The organism is Vibrio sp. 10N.286.48.B8 (assembly GCF_003050085.1).
Lineage (GTDB): Bacteria > Pseudomonadota > Gammaproteobacteria > Enterobacterales > Vibrionaceae > Vibrio > Vibrio crassostreae.
The window spans coordinates 19,641-37,195 of the sequence record NZ_PIGD01000009.1 but is presented as its reverse complement, the minus strand read 5'-3'; the positions used below and the strand labels follow the sequence as shown (position 1 = coordinate 37,195).

The 17,555-nt window shown below is 43.1% G+C and carries 14 protein-coding genes; 5 read left to right on the top strand and 9 right to left on the bottom strand.

Features of this window, described 5'->3' with window-relative positions; all coding sequences use genetic code 11:
- Positions 1-410: 410 nt before the first annotated feature.
- Positions 411-1,148 carry an EAL domain-containing protein gene (locus CWO08_RS12070; RefSeq protein ID WP_102433333.1) on the top strand — a complete coding sequence of 246 codons (738 nt, stop codon included), beginning with the start codon at positions 411-413 and terminating at the stop codon, positions 1,146-1,148.
- 167 nt (positions 1,149-1,315) lie between these two features.
- Here the strand turns inward: CWO08_RS12070 and CWO08_RS12065 are convergent, their stop codons facing one another.
- Genes CWO08_RS12065 through CWO08_RS12055 form a run of 3 tightly spaced genes read right to left on the bottom strand, consistent with a single transcriptional unit; the run spans position 1,316 to position 6,515 of the window.
- Positions 1,316-4,375, bottom strand: a complete 3,060-nt coding sequence (locus CWO08_RS12065; RefSeq protein ID WP_108020516.1) for an efflux RND transporter permease subunit — start codon at positions 4,373-4,375, stop codon at positions 1,316-1,318.
- Positions 4,372-5,427, bottom strand: a complete 1,056-nt coding sequence (locus tag CWO08_RS12060) for an efflux RND transporter periplasmic adaptor subunit (RefSeq protein WP_108020515.1) — start codon at positions 5,425-5,427, stop codon at positions 4,372-4,374. The genes CWO08_RS12065 and CWO08_RS12060 overlap by 4 nt, the downstream gene beginning before the upstream one ends.
- Positions 5,427-6,515, bottom strand: a complete 1,089-nt coding sequence (locus CWO08_RS12055) for an efflux RND transporter periplasmic adaptor subunit (RefSeq protein ID WP_108020514.1) — start codon at positions 6,513-6,515, stop codon at positions 5,427-5,429. The genes CWO08_RS12060 and CWO08_RS12055 overlap by 1 nt, the downstream gene beginning before the upstream one ends.
- Before the next feature lie 150 nt (positions 6,516-6,665).
- Between CWO08_RS12055 and CWO08_RS12050 the strand changes: the two genes are divergently transcribed.
- Positions 6,666-7,406, top strand: coding sequence for a TetR/AcrR family transcriptional regulator (locus CWO08_RS12050; RefSeq protein ID WP_102480545.1), 741 nt, complete (start codon positions 6,666-6,668; stop codon positions 7,404-7,406).
- A gap of 127 nt (positions 7,407-7,533) precedes the next feature.
- Here the strand turns inward: CWO08_RS12050 and CWO08_RS12045 are convergent, their stop codons facing one another.
- From CWO08_RS12045 to CWO08_RS24230, 3 genes are all read right to left on the bottom strand, one after another.
- Positions 7,534-8,805, bottom strand: a complete 1,272-nt coding sequence (locus CWO08_RS12045) for a DEAD/DEAH box helicase (RefSeq protein WP_102530251.1) — start codon at positions 8,803-8,805, stop codon at positions 7,534-7,536.
- A gap of 57 nt (positions 8,806-8,862) precedes the next feature.
- A complete protein-coding gene (locus CWO08_RS12040; protein WP_048660216.1) occupies positions 8,863-9,474 on the bottom strand; it encodes an ACP phosphodiesterase in 612 nt (203 codons plus the stop codon).
- Between the two features lie 172 nt (positions 9,475-9,646).
- Positions 9,647-9,775 (bottom strand): hypothetical protein, encoded by a 129-nt coding sequence (locus CWO08_RS24230; RefSeq protein WP_017059831.1) that lies wholly within the window; start codon positions 9,773-9,775, stop codon positions 9,647-9,649.
- Between the two features lie 448 nt (positions 9,776-10,223).
- Here CWO08_RS24230 and CWO08_RS12035 point away from each other — a divergent pair, with 448 nt between their 5' ends.
- Positions 10,224-11,447 carry an aromatic amino acid transport family protein gene (locus CWO08_RS12035; protein WP_102478503.1) on the top strand — a complete coding sequence of 408 codons (1,224 nt, stop codon included), beginning with the start codon at positions 10,224-10,226 and terminating at the stop codon, positions 11,445-11,447.
- A gap of 148 nt (positions 11,448-11,595) precedes the next feature.
- The gene (locus CWO08_RS12030; protein WP_048662013.1) at positions 11,596-13,020 is read left to right on the top strand and encodes a methyl-accepting chemotaxis protein; all 1,425 of its coding nucleotides are present in this window, start codon (positions 11,596-11,598) and stop codon (positions 13,018-13,020) included.
- Positions 13,021-13,426: 406 nt separating this feature from the next.
- Here CWO08_RS12030 and CWO08_RS12020 read toward each other — a convergent pair whose 3' ends face one another.
- The 3 genes from CWO08_RS12020 to CWO08_RS12010 form a co-directional block, all read right to left on the bottom strand.
- On the bottom strand, positions 13,427-14,152 hold the full coding sequence (locus tag CWO08_RS12020) for an HAD-IA family hydrolase (RefSeq protein ID WP_048660219.1): 726 nt from the start codon (positions 14,150-14,152) through the stop codon (positions 13,427-13,429).
- A 303-nt stretch (positions 14,153-14,455) separates the two neighbouring features.
- Positions 14,456-16,264 carry an HD domain-containing phosphohydrolase gene (locus CWO08_RS12015; protein ID WP_108020513.1) on the bottom strand — a complete coding sequence of 603 codons (1,809 nt, stop codon included), beginning with the start codon at positions 16,262-16,264 and terminating at the stop codon, positions 14,456-14,458.
- A 60-nt stretch (positions 16,265-16,324) separates the two neighbouring features.
- The gene (locus CWO08_RS12010) at positions 16,325-16,819 is read right to left on the bottom strand and encodes a hypothetical protein (RefSeq protein WP_029224227.1); all 495 of its coding nucleotides are present in this window, start codon (positions 16,817-16,819) and stop codon (positions 16,325-16,327) included.
- Between the two features lie 248 nt (positions 16,820-17,067).
- Between CWO08_RS12010 and CWO08_RS12005 the strand changes: the two genes are divergently transcribed.
- Complete coding sequence (locus CWO08_RS12005) at positions 17,068-17,544, top strand: CreA family protein (RefSeq protein ID WP_017079179.1); 477 nt, start codon at positions 17,068-17,070, stop codon at positions 17,542-17,544.
- Positions 17,545-17,555 lie beyond the last annotated feature (11 nt).

Genomic DNA, 17,555 nt, shown 5'->3' with positions numbered 1-17,555 from the left:
ATTTATATGCAAACAGAGCTGTTTGTTAATATCGTAACTTTGACATTCCCCCATAACTTAAGGCTTTGCCCCTACTTTTACCTGGTGTATTAGCGCTGAAAACATATATTGATTGACGTTGATATGAGATAGATTACTCAGGGATTAAATTCACAATAATCATTATTAATGGTGAATGATAAGTAATTTTAATGACTAATATCAATTATCATGCTGTTTTTTCGTTAATTATATTTATTTAAATATTGACTCTACAAATGAGTTTTTATTAATTGACAATTTACTTACACCTGTCAATATTGTGACAGCCGCGACATTTACGTCCGCCATTGAATAAGCCCTCTTTACTAGCGACTATGATTTTATCAGACAGAAGTGAATTTATTAGCTGTATATCCGTAGATGCTGATATGCAGTTCATTGCGAAATACCAAGACCTGACGCTTAGAAGTGTCTATCAGCCTATATTCGATTCTTCTATGACTCAAATAGGCGTGGAAGCTTTGGTGCGCATTTCAAATAACAAAGGTGATACCGTTCGTCCCGATCACTTCTTCCATTCAGACGAAACCTCATGCACAGACAAAATTAATGTAGAGAGGTTGAGCCGAGCAATTCATATCCGCAACTTTGCGCAATCAAATGTTCGTCATCTAAACCTGTTTTTGAACGTTCTTCCAAACGTAGGTGAGCTGTTTGCTGCAGAGAAAGTAAGTGACAGCTTGCTAGCCAAACGCCTTCACGAGCTCAACCTTTCGTGCGAGCAAATTGTAATGGAATTGGTTGAACTCAATGTCGAAAGCGAAGAGCGTTTAAAAGACGCAGCCCTCTCACTTGCAGATAATGGCTTTCAAATAGCAGTCGATGATTTCGGAACACAAGCATCAACCGAGCAGCGCGTTCGCCATATCAACCCTCATATAATCAAGATTGATCGCTCTGTTATGTTGGACTTTGAACAAGGTGAAACTCAAGAAATGACCTTGGTACTCGATCTTGCAACCCAAATTGGCGCAAAGACAGTGATTGAAGGCATAGAAACCCAACAACAACTCGAAGCGATGCAGAGCCTAGGCTTCGATATGTATCAAGGCTATCATTTGGCCATGCCAAAACCGATTGAGTTGGATATACGCCTCGCAATCTAGCACTGCCTCTATTTCCGACAAAGCCGCTTTACCATTGGTAAGCGGCTTTTTTAATGTTTATCTATTCGTACCCTTTGCCACTCTCACGTGTCGTCAAATCACACGTATAAAAAAGCCCAGTCAAAACTGACTGGGCTGGCTTAAAAGAATCTGTTTTATATCATTCCCTAATAACCCGCAGTGGACGGTTTGATTCTATATAGAATAGCGAACATCACTGGTACTACTATTAGCGTTAGTACTGTAGCAAAGCCTAAGCCTGCCATGATGGTAATCGCCATCGAGCCGAAAAATGCATCGAATACCAAGGGAATCATGCCCAAGATAGTCGTAAGTGCTGCCATAGATACCGGTCGTACACGACTGATCGCGCTGTCGACAACCGCTAAATATGGGTCTTTACCTGTTTGTAGCTCACTGTTGATCTGGTCAAGCAGTACGATTCCGTTCTTCAAAATCATGCCGCTTAGACTCAATAAGCCTAGGAACGCCGTGAAGCTGAATGGCATATTGGTACCTAACAAACCAATTGAAACACCAATGATAGAGAGCGGGACCGTAAACCAAATCACAAGCGGCTTGCGAACCGAGTTAAACAGAAGCATCGTGATGATAAACATCAGCAAGTAACCCATTGGCAGTGAGCCAAACAGAGATTCCTGCGCATCTTTAGAGCTTTCGTACTCACCGCCCCAGCTAATGCTGTAGCCTTCTGGTAAATCTAATCCTTCTACCTTTGGTTTCACTCGAGCAAACAGACTCGCTGGCGTTTCATCACCAAGAACATCGTGATCAGCCAATACCGTTAGCGTACGTTTTCTGTCGCGACGCTGAATCAGTGGCTCAGACCATTGAAGCTCGACGCCATCAATCACTTGCTCAACTGGGATGTAAGTTTGCAGTGATGGGCTCCAAATCTTCACATTGTTCAGTGATTCAAAGTCAAAACGCTCTTCTTCAGGCAGGCGTGCCACGATAGGTAACATGTGCGTACCATCACGCAATAAGCCTATGTTGTAACCACCAAACGCCATCTGTAGTGTCTCAGACAGATCCGCCTTTGAAATGCCAAGGCGACGTGCCTTTGATTCGTTAAACAGTGGCACGAGCTCTTTGGTGCGTTCACGCCAGTCATTGCGCACATTTCGAGAGCCAGGATCGGCAAGTAAGATATCTTCGACTTCAACCGCAATATTACGCAGTACTTGTGGATCGGCGCCGATAATACGCGCTTCAATTTTTGAAGCTGGTGACGGGCCAAACTCAATCAACTTGAATTGGAACGTCGGTTTTTCAAATTCGTTTGCTAAGTCTTTGTCTAGCGCCGCTAGAGCCTTAAACATAGTGTCACGGTCAGTCGTTCTTACTTGCAACTGGGCGTAAGCTTCGTAGCTTTTCTCTGGTTGGTATGTCAGAGCGAAACGTTGCATGCCCTGCCCAACCGTTGTGGTTACAAACTCTACGTCGTCTTGTTGACGAATGTAGCTTTCAACCTTCTCAGCCTGCTTGATCGTTTCACGAACATCGGTACCTTCTGGCATCCACATGTCGACGTAGAACATCGGTGTGTTTGATGGCGGGAAGAACTGTTGCTTCACCATACCAAAACCAACAATTGATGCAGCTAGCAGAGCAATCATGCTCACTACCGTTAACCATCTGAAGCGCAATGCTAATTTCAGAGACGCGCCGAATACAACAAACAGGATACCTTTGTAAGGGTCTTCGTTTTCATCGATCTTGTCTTCTTCTTTTAGCAACATCTCAGCAAGGAATGGCGTTAGTGTTAGTGCCGTAACCCAACTTAAGAACAATGAGAAACACAATACCCAGAACAGTGAGCCCATGAACTCGCCTGTCGCGTCTTTCGATAAACCAATCGGCGCAAAGGCTGTGATAGCGATAATGGTCGCACCTAACAATGGCCATTGTGTTTGCTTCACGATGTCTTTCGCTGCTTGAAGCTTGGTTTTGCCTTTCTTCAAGCCAACCAAAATACCTTCAACGACAACAATCGCGTTATCCACCAGCATACCCAGTGCGATGATCAAAGCACCCAACGAGATACGGTGCAGTTCAACATCGTTGTAGTCCATCAAGATGAAGGTACCGAACACCGTCAGTAGCAGTACTAAACCGATGATCAAACCACTACGTAAGCCCATTGCGAACAGAAGTACGATGATAACAATCGCTACCGCTTCAACGAGGCTGATTAAGAAGTCATCGACTGATTTGTCTACTTCTTGCGCTTGGTTATAGAAGTAATTCAACTCAACACCGGCTGGCTTAATGCTTTCTAAGCGCTCAAGTTCCGCATCAAGCGCATTACCAATCTCAACCACGTTTACGCCTGAAGAGAAAGCAATACCTAAGTTGATCGCTGGTTTACCATTGTACGTTAATACATTGCCCGGCTTTTCTTGAATACCACGAGTCACTTCAGCGACATCTTTCAAACGAATGAGGTTACCCGTATCACGACCATGAATGATCAGGTTTTCTAGCTCTTCAACCGTGCTCAATGTGCCGTTTGGCTTGATCGCTAGGCTTTGACCATTTAGCATCACCTCGCCCGCTGATACCACACTGTTTTGTTGTGCGAGCAGTGATGTCACAGTCGACATATCTAAGTTCAATGCGGCTAAACGTTCTAGTGACATCTCAACGAACAGTTGCTCTTGTTGATCACCGGCAATACTTACCTTGCCGACCCCTTCAACCAGTTCAATTTCGCGAGTTAGATAATCTGCGTACTGTTTTAGCTCTACGTAATCATAGCCATCACCTGTCAACATGATCATCACGCCAAACACATCACCAAAATCATCGATGATCTGGACAGAGTTAACACCACTAGGCAGCGTTGGCTGTAGATCGTTGATCTTTCGACGCATTTCATCCCAGATTTGTGGTAGCTCATCCGGACCGTAATCCATCTTCATGCTAACCATAATTTGAGACATACCATTCGATGAGGTCGATGTGATCTTATCGATGTAAGGGAGCTGTCTTATCTCTTTTTCAAGCGGGTAAGTCAGTTCTTCTTCAACTTCCATAGACGTAGCGCCAGGGTAAGTTGAAATAATCATTGCATCTTTAATGGTAAAAGCTGGGTCTTCTAAACGGGATAGATTACCAAAAGACGTCACACCGCCAATGGCCAAAATGACGAGAAACAGCCAGCTGATTACTTTGTTCTTTATTGAATATTCTGCGATGTTCATTCTGCTTTTCCTGACAATTGGATTCCGTCACGGAGTTTTCTTAGATTTGAATTTACGAGTACGTCACCTTGCTCAACGCCATGAGCGATTAATGCGCCTTGGCCACTGATCTTGTCGACTTCTACTTCGCTTTTGAATGCTTGTCCGTCTTCCATTTTCCACACGTAAAATTGGTTCGCTTCAGCGCCTGCTTGTAGTGTCGTCATCGGCAACTGGTAGCCTTGAACATCACTTAGGCCTGCTTTTGCCATGTCGACATTTACGGTCACGCTCGTACCCGGCAGAATTTCACTTTCAGGTTGTTGCATCTGCATCCAAAACTTGTATGTACGTGATTGTGGGTGCAATTCACTGGTGTGCTCTAGATACGTCAGAGGATATTCTCTAGAGTTACCACCAAAGGTCGCTTCAGGACGGTAGCTACTTGAACGCATGTCAGGACTGATCGACGCTAAGATCGAATCGGATACTTGGATTCGTACGTAGACCTTATCGTTCTGGTACAAACTAAGAAGCGTTTCACCTGGTGTCGTGTTTTCAAAACGCTGTTTATCAACCGTTGAAACTGTTCCTGGGAATGGCGCTAAAAGCTCCGTGTAACTTAGCTTGCGTTTTGCAGCCGCCAAATTCGCCGACGCCAGCTTGTAGTTAGCAGTCAGTTGATCGTGTTCTGATTGCGATAACATCTCACTTCCAAACATCTCCGTACCACGGGCCAACTGTTTGCTCGCCAGTTTAAATTGAGATTTAGCATCAGTAAGATCTTGGAGGTACGTTGCGTTATCTAAGGTTGCTAATAGTTGCCCTTTTTCGACGTTATCACCCGCTTCTACTAATACTTGTTGAATCTCACCTGATAGCTTAAATGCCAAAGGAGTCAATTCAGCTGGCATCACCTGTCCATTGAAACTTCTGAACTGATTAGTCAGCGGCGCGCCAACTTCAAAGGTAGACACCAACAAAGGCGGTTGTTCACGGTGTACAGCTTCATTGTTACAGGCTTGAAGTAACAGAGCCGACGCGACAACGACTGATAATTTTGAAAGGTTCATTAAATACCGCCCTCACGAAGCCAAGCTTTTACTTGTTGTCCGTCTGATAACACATCGACACCTGCTTCAACAATAAGGTCGCCAGACGACAATCCGTCGATAACCTTGCCTTGCTCATCAAGAAGGACTTGTACTTTAGAAATCAGTTGAGAGTCAGGGTTATAACGCCATAGTTCACCATGGCCTGCGTCTTTGTTTAACCAAGCTGAATCCACAATACCAATGCCATAGTCAGATTTACTTTTCTGAACTTCAACTTGCGCTGTCATGCCAGAAAGTAGATTGATGCCTTCTGGCTTTTCGATAGACACAACCGCTTGGTAGCTGTTGGTGTCTTCATCTGGTTGCGTTGAGATTTCTTTAAAGCGAGTCGGGATACGAATGCCGCGGTGGCTGTCCATCACAACCCACATGTTTGAGCTCGTTAGGTCTTGAATAGAACGGTCTTCAAGCTTTGATACTGGAATTGAAAACGTCACATCCATTTCACTGTGATTCAAGATATTCAGTACAGGCTGCTTTTCTGCAATCAATTGATATTGCTTTCCAAACACCATCGATACCACACCATCGAATGGAGCAACTAAGGTAGTGTAGCCAAGGTTTGTTTTTGCTTGATCCAACTCAACTTCAGCGGCAGTAAAGGTGTTCACGGCTTGGTCGTAGTAATCGGTACTGACCAGCTTTTTTGCATACAACTCAGAAGCTTGTTTGTATTGGCTATTCGCAAGATCAAATTTGGCTTGTGCTGCATCAACCGCGATACGGTAATCCGTCGCGTCTAATACGGCGAGCACCTGACCTTTCTTCACTTCTTGTCCCATACGAACATCGAAGGTTTCAATGTCGCCTCCTACTTGGAAGGAAAGCGCAGCACGGTCGGTTGCATCTACTTTTGCGATAAAGCTATCAAGCTCGATATCCGTCTGCAAAGGAATCTCAAACAGCTTTACAGGCTTAACAACTTGAACCGTTTCTTCTGACTGAACCTTATTACATCCGGTCAAAGAGCCTGCGAGCAATAGTGCTGCAATCACAGCTCCCATGCGCTTGCTCGATATGGCATTGATAGACAAATTGGACTGCATGATGTCTCTCCATTTAATTATTATGATTTATTACACAGGTGGGCAGTATATTCAAAATTCCGTAATCCACAAGCTTTACTTTCCACCTGTGCAGTATTTTTTATTTCAGTAAAAACAGTGTAGAATGTGGTAATCAGGTAAATGTGTGAAATGAAGATGACTGAAAAGAAACAAGGCAGAAGAAGCGCAAAAGACGCTGAAGAGACGAGATTTTTGATCATGGGTGTTGCTGCGGATATGTTCTGTGAGCATGGTTATGATAGCGTTTCGCTTCGTAACATCAGTGAGAAAGCAGGTGTATCGCATAGCCTTATTCGCCATCATTTTGGTAGCAAAGAAAAGATCTGGCATGCTATAAGCGATTGTTTACACGACTATTTTCAGTCTTATATTGCTAAGATAATGGAAGAGCTACCAAAAGGTATTGCGCCGAATATTTCGATTTATTTATTCGCTATGCGCTTGTTTACTAATATGATTCACTCACGCAGACCAATGCAACTTCTCTCAGATTCAGTGCGTCAAGAAGATAACTTGGTTGATTACTTTATCGATAACGTTGGTGATGTTGAGAAAGAAATTAATGGACTGGCGAAACAATATAACGACGCCAATCCAGATAATCTGATCAACATTTACGAAGTAAAATGGCAAATGATCATCTACGCGAACGCCGCGGTGTGCCTAACACCGTTCATGGAGAGTACGTGGAATGAAGGCGACATGGTCACCTCCCCCGAAGAGTCCTTAATCAAGCATTGGCAACTATTCAACTCACAAATGGTAAGTAAATTTAGAATCGAAGAGCAATGGGTGCTAAACCCAACTAGCTTAGAAGAACTGATTTACGAAGTGCCCTGTGTATGGAAGTGCAATCAAGAACATAATTAACCCAGTATTTTTATCTGCATTGGTCATAAATTGATTTACTTGAAACAAAAATGCGCCGTTACAGAGCCAACTGTAACGGCGCATTTTTATATGTATAGAATTTTAAACTGGAGCATGTTCCAGTTTGTTAACGACGTGCTTTACCGCGGTTTTGGTGAATCTTAAGCTTTGCTTTCATCTTACGTTTTTCTGATGAACGACTCTTACTGCGACCACCGCGCTCTGGTGCTAGATCTTTTTCTAGGCTAGGTTCAAAGCCTTCTAGCCACTCTTGAGGCAAGCGCGTATCAAGCAGTCGCTCAATGTCACCCAATAAGTAAGCTTCATCCTGACTCATCAACGAAATCGCTAAACCGCTGTTACCTGCGCGACCAGTACGTCCGATACGGTGAACGTAATCTTCAGCTTTGTATGGCATGTCATAGTTTACAACTTGTTCTAACTGCTGGATATCAATACCACGAGCTGCTACGTCGGTTGCGATCAACGCACGAACTTTGCCTGATTTGAAATCGTCTAATGCTTTTTGACGCGCACCCTGGCTCTTATCACCATTGATTGACGCCGCTTTAATACCGTCTAACTTAAGCTCTTTAACGAGAGCGTCGGTGCCCTGCTTAGTCTTTGTAAACACCAACACTTGTTGCCAGTTTTTTGAGCCAATCAAATACGCCAATAATTCACTTTTTCGCGACTTATCTACCGGATAAACCATCTGTGTTACGGTTTCAGCGGTGCTGTTTTTTGGCGTAACTTGAATTTCACTTGGCTTCTGCATCATACGATGCGCAATCGCTTTGATTTTGTTATCAAACGTTGCAGAGAAGAACAGCGTTTGACGCACTTCGTTCATGCGAGAAAGAATACGTTTGATGTCAGGCATGAAACCCATATCTAACATACGGTCAGCTTCGTCTAGCACCAGCACTTCCGTTTGGCTCAACATGATGTTCCTAGTAAACATATGGTCAATAAGACGACCAGGCGTCGCAACAAGAATATCAGCGCCTCCACGTAGGTTATCAGTTTGAACCTTCATGCTAACGCCGCCGTAAGCCACCACAACTTTGATGTCGGTGCCCTTTGCGTAGCTAGTTAAGTTATCAAACACCTGCTGTGCCAATTCACGAGTTGGTACTAATACAAGCGCACGAACGAGCTTCGGGTTTGGAATAACGTTGTCTTTCGTCTCGATTAACCTTTGAATAATCGGTAAACCAAACGCAGCCGTTTTACCCGTACCCGTTTGCGCACCCGCCAGTACATCTTTGCCTTCTAATACCAATGGAATCGCTTGTTCTTGAACACTGGTTGGAGCCGTAAAGTTAAGCTCTGATAGCGTAGCAAGAAGGTGCTCAGACAATCCTAGTTGGTTAAAAGATTTAGTAGATTCAGACATAGTATGATGCTCAAAGATTAAATAGGCGCGGATTGTAGCAAACCTGCATTACGCTGTTTACCTTTCCTTTTGATTTTTCTTCATTTGAAGCGCATTAAACTGCTTCGCTTCTTCTAAAACATTGGGATAAAGCTCATAAAAGTGACACTGCAACGTATCATAGTGACGTTCGAGATCATCGTAACATGCCTCGAGCATACCGAGCTTTGGTCTTCTCAACGCCATTCGCTGCAATACCACCTCGATTGATGACATGTCTTGATAGCTCTCTAACCATCTATGCTCAGCCATTTTCTGATGAACCATAACGAAATTTTCTGGCCAGTGTGGCTCTTGATTTTCAAAGATCTGCTCATGGCTATCGAAACAAAAACGTTCTAATGTCTGCTGCGAGAACTGAGCCCAATGATTGGCTAAGCAGTGATCCCAAAATACATCGAGTGCGATAGGCGCAAAGCGTCGTGTTTGGTCTGAAAAGAGAGATTTTGCAGAGCGAGAAACATCATGACGATCAGTATAGCTATCAACAAATCGATGAAGCCTAATGCCGTCAGAGAGTGAATCCGAATACTGTTTATTGGGGTTGCCTTTCACAAAATCACCCAACAGGTTACCTGCTAAATTGCTGTTACAGTGCTTGGCGATGTGAAGGTGTGCAAGAAAGTTCATTGAACCTCATTAAAGTATCGAGAACTAAGTAACATGGTAAACGTACTCGTTTGTCTTCGCGAACTTTAATGAGGATAGTTTTGGTATGACGTGTGAGCGAATGAGATTTGCTCAGTCTAAGAATTGTCTATTTTGAGAACATTGAACTCTAACATCTTAACTAAGGAAAACCTTAGTTAGAAGATTTGAAAAGTTCTTCTGCTAATTGTTTAACTGTCTGTTCATAGTCAGACAAGTCAATGCCAATTTCCATAGCATCTAACAACTCAAGACTTTCGTCATTATAAGATTGGTCACTCATTGTGCCCCCTCTATTCCTTGGTGTGGACATGATGTCCTGTTAACTAGTGCACCATCTTGGACTTATATTATGTCACTTTGATGAACGCACTCTACTCTACCCATTCCATATTTATAGCTTGAAGCTACTCGCGATCATTAGCGCTTTCTTTACGCTAAAGGGGTATACGCGAACGACATATGTACTGCCACCTTACACCAAGTACAACTGATTACTCTACAAATTTTGAAGCAGATCATAGTCAAACGTTTGCTTCTCCCTTTTCAACACCTAACCCTCAAATGAATGTAAATTAATATTTACAGTGCATATTTTTAATTACATTAGATATTGCATTTGGAATTAAACTCAATCAGAATACTTCAAAATCGAGATATTCTTTGGGTTTATGCTCTTAAGCTAGAAGAATTACAATGAAAACACACCCTAACGTAAAGAATTATATACAATGAATAAATCAAAGGTTTTTGGTAGTACTTTGATCATTGCAGGCACAACGATTGGTGCTGGCATGCTCGCTCTTCCACTTGCTTCTGCAGGTATTGGCTTTTCAACTTCACTTTTCTTAATGCTGGGTTTGTGGGCTTTAATGGCATTCACTGCCTTATTAATGGTCGAGCTTCACCAATTCGCAGAATCTGATGCAACCCTACACACCTTAGCTCATACAATTTTAGGGACGAAAGGAAAGTGGATCGCGAGCTTCGCAGTGATGTTTCTGTTTTACGCTTTATGCGCTGCATACATCGCGGGCGGTGGCGCTCAGTTTAACCAACGTATTTCAGATATCGCGGGCATTGAACTCAATGGCCAAGTCACGACCCTTCTATTTACCCTGCTGGTTGCAGGCGTTGTGACGATTGGTACACACAGTGTCGATAAAGTTAACCGCGTTTTATTTGGCTTGAAGCTGGTTGCAATGGTTCTGGTACTGAGCTTCCTAGCGCCTAACATCACTTCTCAATACTTGCTGAGCATGCCTTTACAACAAGGTCTGATTGTTGCAGCTATCCCGGTTGTGTTCACCTCTTTCGGTTTCCACGGCAGCATCCCATCGATCGTTCGATACCTAGATGGCGACGTTCGCTCTCTACGCAAGGTAATGATTGTTGGTTCTGCGCTACCTCTGGTTATCTACGTATTCTGGCAGAGCGTCACTTTGGGCGTAGTAAGCCAAGAACAACTGTTGTCAGACACAAGCTTGGGTGCACTTTTAGTTTCGCTTTCGCAAACCGTTCATCAATCAAATCTAAGCGTAATCGTAGGCGTGTTCGCTGACCTTGCTCTTCTTACCTCATTTATTGGCGTGAGCTTAGGTCTATTCGAATTTATGGGTGACTCGCTAAGCAAAAAACTAGGCAGTGCAAAGCGCGTTAAAACCGCTGTTATCACCTTCTTACCGCCTTTAGGCTTCGCCCTGTTTTACCCACAAGGTTTTATCATGGCGTTGGGTTATGCTGCGATTGCACTTTCAGTGCTGGCGATTCTTCTACCTACCGTAATGGTATACAAAGTTCGCTACACAGATTTCTCGGTAAAATCTCATGGTACTGAAGCGACTTACCAGGTGTTGGGTGGAAGCAAAGCGTTATTTTTAGCGGGTAGCATTGGCGTATTTATCATTGCCATTCAAATCCTTATATCAGTAGGCCTATTACCGTCTTTGGGCTAGTAAACCCATACAGGATATAAATACTTGATTGAGATCTCATAAATGACATGTTGCTATCATTAATTTTCACAATTAGTCGATTGATATCACATTTTTATTGAGGTCGGTTATTTAGAGTCCACGGTAAAGGATTTACCGTGGAGTTTTTATGAAAGAAGTACAATTTCGAACGATAGACAAACTGTTTATTAAAATGTCTATCAACGATAAGTTTTGGGTCATTTTCTTAATCTTTTTCGCCGCTGTGGCGAGCCTAGCTGGACTCAACTACGTCAATAAAATGGAACAAATTGACGCAAGTGCAAAACAGCAAGTTGAGTATCAACTCAAAGGTATTTTATCAGCGTCAGATTCCCCTGCCTCTGTTCGTACTGTTAGCCAACAAACTCGTCCTCAAGAGACCATCATTTCGAACAATGGCACGGTTACCGCAACGGCTATTGGACAAGATGGTAATTATTACTCTCTTACCGTCTCAAACAACGATACACAAAACCAAAAGCAGCAAGCACTGTACACTTTATTACTCAGTCTTTTATGGTGTGTGCCTTTTGGTCTTTTCTGTTACTGGGTAGCGACCTTCTTAGGTGGTGCGCTGTGGGTACTTTATTCAACCACTCAAAAGATTGGTGATGGTGACTTAACTTCACGCCTTGGCTTCCATCCTGGCCGTGACGAGTTCGGCACAATTGGTTGTGCTCTTGACCGTTCAATGGACACGCTCAGTGAGTTAGTTAACAACGTAAACCACAGTGCAGCAACCCTAAGTGAAACGTCGGCTTCTTTCGAAACAGAGATGAAGCGCAGCGAAACACAAATCATGAGCCAAAACGCATCTCTAGATTCGGTTGCTACTGCAATGGACCAGATGACCGCATCTGCTAATGAAGTGTCTAACATCTCTGCACGTTCAACAGAGCAAACAGAGCAAGACGCACAGCAGATCAACGACAGCCACGCGAAGGTTCAACAAGCAATCTCAGAAATCACCACCCTTTCTTCTTTGATTGAACAAACCTCATCTTCTGTGACCAGCTTGAATGTGAACACGAGCCAAATTAACGAAGTCATCACGACGATCAACGCAATTTCAGAACAAACCAACTTACTGGCTTTGAACGCTGCGATTGAAGCCGCTCGTGCGGGCGAACAAGGTCGTGGTTTCGCTGTTGTTGCTGATGAAGTAAGAACACTCGCAAGTCGCACTCAGTCAGCTACCGTTGAGATCCAAGCGATGATTGAGCGCTTACAACAAGAGAGTCAAAATATTGCAAAGATCACAGAGCAAACGGTCGATCAGGCGCAAACCAGTAGCCAGCTGATTTCTAACATTGGTCACGACGTAAACTCGATTGCAGATTCTGCACAAGCGCTGATGGACATGAGTATCCAGATTGCAACATCAGCCGATGAACAAAGCAACGTTGCCAATACGATTGCAGCAGAACTTAACGATATTCGCAGCCAATCCGATGTGATTAAAGACGTCGCTCAGAATTCGTCAAATGGTGTATCTAGACTAACGGAAGCGTCGGTTTCTCTGTCTCAGACGTTGGCGCGATACCGCACTTAAGGATCAGCAGGCTAACTAGCGGCGTGAATTGAAAATAAACGAATGAGGACTCGTAATGGGTCCTTTTTTTGACTTTTGTTTAATAACATTACAAGAACCATGGTCAATAACGATGACATTATCAATTACCATGAAGCAAGTCGCAAAGGAGAGATTAAGAAGTGTCAGAACTGTCTAATATTCGAGCTTAGGAGTAATCTAATTGAACGGGTCTTTTTTCGCTTACCCTCTTGCTGCAGGTGACACATAATGAATAAAACAGAAACACCAAACACCGACGACATTACATGCCCTTTATGCCAACATGACGAGTATCTGCTTTCAGAAAGTGGAGAAAAGTTTACTTGTGCATCTTGTGGTTTCCATACCAAACAATTCAGTAAGGTAGTCAGTCTTCAACTAGGCTCTACCCCACCAAAGCTGCAGAATTCGATATACCACCATTTGAGCAGTGCTTGCCATTAATCCAAACTGAAATTTCTTCTAAACTGTAGATATCCTGAGCCGCGAGTTCTAATGAGTCGGCTTCGGGATCTACGATTGCTTCATCAATACTCGGGCGTAATCGAAACGATTGGATACCCGCACGAACACCAGCCTCAATCCCTTTTAACGTATCATCCACGTAGATGCACTCATTTGGTAGAAAGCCCATATTCATGGCCGTGTACATGATTAGATCAGGTTCTGGCTTCCAACTGTTAGCATCAAAAGCTGAGAACACTTTACCTTTAAAATCATCGAGCATGCCTGTCATCGCCAATGAAGATTCAACTCTAGATTTCGGTGCATTGGAAGCGATACAAAACTCAATGTCTTGTTGTTTGAGGAATTCAATAAGTTCGATAGCGCCGTCCATCGGCTTTAAATGACGCTGAAACAATGCTTCTAATTCGATCCGGTATAACGGTTCTAGTGTATCAATTGAGATAGATAAGCCTAAACGCGCTTGCGTATCCATTAAGATGTCGGCCAGCTTCCCACCTTGGAAGTGCGCATAACAGTCGTTGACGTTCAACTTCGCCCCAAAGCCAGTGAAAACGTTTACCAAAGCTTGGCAGCACAGCTTTTCACTGTCGATAAGTGTTCCATCACAATCGAAAATTACACATTTAGTCTGTTCTAACCGCATAGGTATCTCACTAAGATTGAATCCAAGTTTTATCCTATAGTTTTCTTTCAATGCGCGAGATGATTGAGGTAACAGTTTACGGATACAGGCTTATTTCTCTTCGCGAAATATGGAGTTGATCACTTTATCGCTCAGCATAAGCAACAGTTTCATCAAATTAACCGAGATCCTACGAAATCAAATACTGCGAGGTTTACATAAGCGACTCAATTTCAGGGGAAAATATAAATCACCACTTCCTAGCCGGATCCTGATGACTAGATAAAAAACCAAGACGTATAAACGATTAAGATAGACCGAGACTTAGCTAACAACCGACTCTTCAAAAACCTTAGCTTCAAGCGAACGTGAAATCGCATATTCCACAGTTCCAGTATCAGGATACGAATCTCGGATAGCGACAAACTCGGGTAAGTGTTTCAGTAGCAATTTCGTTAGCTGAGGGTCAAACTGGTAGCCACACTCTCGCTCGAAAAAATCGACTACCATATCTAACGGCCACGGTTCTTTGTAGCAACGAGCACTAAGCAGCGCATCAAAAACGTCGGCTACGGCAGTGATGCGAGCAAACAGGTGAATTTCATCTCCCACTTTGCCATTCGGGTATCCTGTTCCATCCCAGCGCTCGTGATGTTCGTTAGCAATGATTGCCGCGAGGTTGGTAATATCACCCGCTCCGCTCTTCAGTAAGTTATAGCCAGCCGTAGTATGAAGCTTCATCACCTCCCACTCTTGGTCGGTTAATTTACCAGGTTTATCCAAGATCGATTCAGGGACAGAAATCTTACCCACATCGTGCATCGGGCTGATGATCTCAATCATCTCGACCTCGCGATGGCTCAAGCCACGATACTTAGCGAGCAATGAGGATAACTTGGCTACACGCTTAACGTGATTACCGGTTTCGCCAGAGCGGGTTTCAATCGCCTCGCCGAGAACATGAATCATATCCTTTTGGATATTCAAGGTCTGTTTCTGAAGCTTTAAGATTCGTTTGTTCTTATTGGCCAACTCTTTCTTTTGGCGCAGAGTGACAAATTGCATCAAGATGATCAGGCTCAAACCCGCAATCACCATCGACAGCCCCATTAACAACTGGAAGTTTTTGCGAATAAAGGAAGAAGGTTCGTTAATGAATACCGCTTCATCAGGTAATGCGTTGGCACTAATCCCGTATCGTTTCATTGCAGGGTAGTTGAATACAAAACGTTTGTTATCTCCGGGAGTTAACGGTTCTGCAAAACCGAGAGGAAGGTATTTGTCTAGCGCATCAACTGCCTCCTCACCCATACTTTGTGAGTGATTCACATAACCACCGAGAACATCGCCCGAAATATAAAACTGCCACAACGCGAACACTGGTGCAGCACTCGCTTTTGACAAGGTATCCGCAATCTCTTGGTAAGTGTGGTAAACCCCTTGTTTCAACTCAGTGTTGTAATGACTGAGCAATACCGCATCGTCTGCAGAGATTCCTTCCAAAAACTGGCTTGTATGCTCCAGCGACAAATCGCGAATTTCTATGAGGTTGATATTTGGAAATTCAGCCATCATTCTGTTCATTTCATTATGAATCAATTCAGACGTGACACTGTAATCATTTACAAAATAGAGGTTCTTTAGATTAGGCCTTAATTTGGAGAGCAGCTTAATATTAACGTCTATCTGATCGTTCTCGTAAAGCACAGTTGCTCTGTCAGATACTGCATACATATCGGTACTGGTGTCATTGATTCCCACCGCCACTACAGGAGTAGAACGGTCAATTAAAGCACCTAACGATTCAAGGAAATTTGCTGCGTTATCGTCAATCGCAATCACGCCGTCAAATTCATAACCTGCATATTTGATTTGCAAATAGTTCGAGAGAGAACCGTAGTAGTCAGAGCTATGGATACGCTTTGAATCCAAATACTCGATCGAGAGTTTAACTTCGGTTCTAGATTGGCTGAACGCGCTGTCGATCCCTTTTTGGAAATCAGCGGTCCATTGGTAAGAAGGTTCGTATGAGTGTAAAACTAGGATACGTTTGATATCCCAGTCGTTAGCAAAACTGAGTGAAGAATAAGCGCTAATACACAATACAGCGATTGATATCAATAGCTTGTACATACAAAACCCTTTATAAAAGATGGGGTATTGTACTTAGATTAACGCTTTCTCAAAGAATCTTTAGTTCTCGACCCACACTTTATCGTGAGAAGCATGATCTTGTGCCCAAAAATCATGTAACTGCTTAGCAAAGCCGTTGATATCTTGACCGTTTTCAATAATCACGTCGGAGATCAACAGAGACTCTTCTACTTCTGTGACAATAGCACTCGCCACAACATCACCATTTTGAGTTCCAATGTATAAAACATGCTCATCAGACAACATAATCTGACTCAAGAACTCAAGCATATGTGCCCTTTCAGTTTCATCGTGATAAACACTGGCTTGGTTAAGTGAAAAAAGTACCGTCAGTTTATGGAAATCGACTTTATGCAGTTCATCAATTTGGGAAGGAATTTGATCTTGAGCGAGGAGTTGGTAATTCTTGGATGGGAGTCTGCTTTTATAAAGTTCTCGACCTAGCAAGCTCTCCTTTGCGGGATAAGCAATGTCGAGTTGACTAAACAGCCATTGGTTTTTCTTATGTGCGCTTTCAGGTATTTCGTTATTCATTCTTTTAGTACCTAAGATTAGTAACCCCAAATATCACAGTTATTTGGGAGACATATGGTCGGCGTAGGAGCCGAGCTACATGCAGAAAGGATACAGAGCATGACTAACGCCAACAAGTACTTTAAATGCTTCATATTTTTCATTCTCTCATAACATCCTTTAAGAACTCGGTGAAAAGCTCTACACTCGTATTCAAGCTTTCAATATCCTTATAGTAAACAGAACTATATAAATAAAAAGGACTTCTTATGAAAAAAGCCTTAATAGCAGCAGGTATCATCACAATGTTGGCAGGCTGTTCGGACAACGAGGTTGGCGACGTATCTTTGGGATTCTTCACAATGAAGGATATCAAAATGTCATCTTTAGATGATGATAAGATCGAAGGAGTGACTTGTCACATTGCATCAATCGAAGCAAACCTGAGTCTTTCCGATCCAAGCGATAGTTCTATCTCTTGTCGTCAAACAGGCGAAATCACTCCAGAAATGATTGCTAAAATAGACAAAAGTAAATCAGGTGAAGTGGTATTCAAGCAGTCGAAAAGTATCTTCTTCAAAACGATGAAGGTTCGTCGTATCTACGATGCTGAGAATCAATCGCTGCTTTACTTATCTTACACAACCAAAGAAACAGAAGGCAGCTTCAAACATAGCCTTTCAACCGTTCCGCTATGGGGTACAAAGGCTTACGTCGATCCAGCAACACTCGTTCCAGCCGAATAGTCTCACACGAA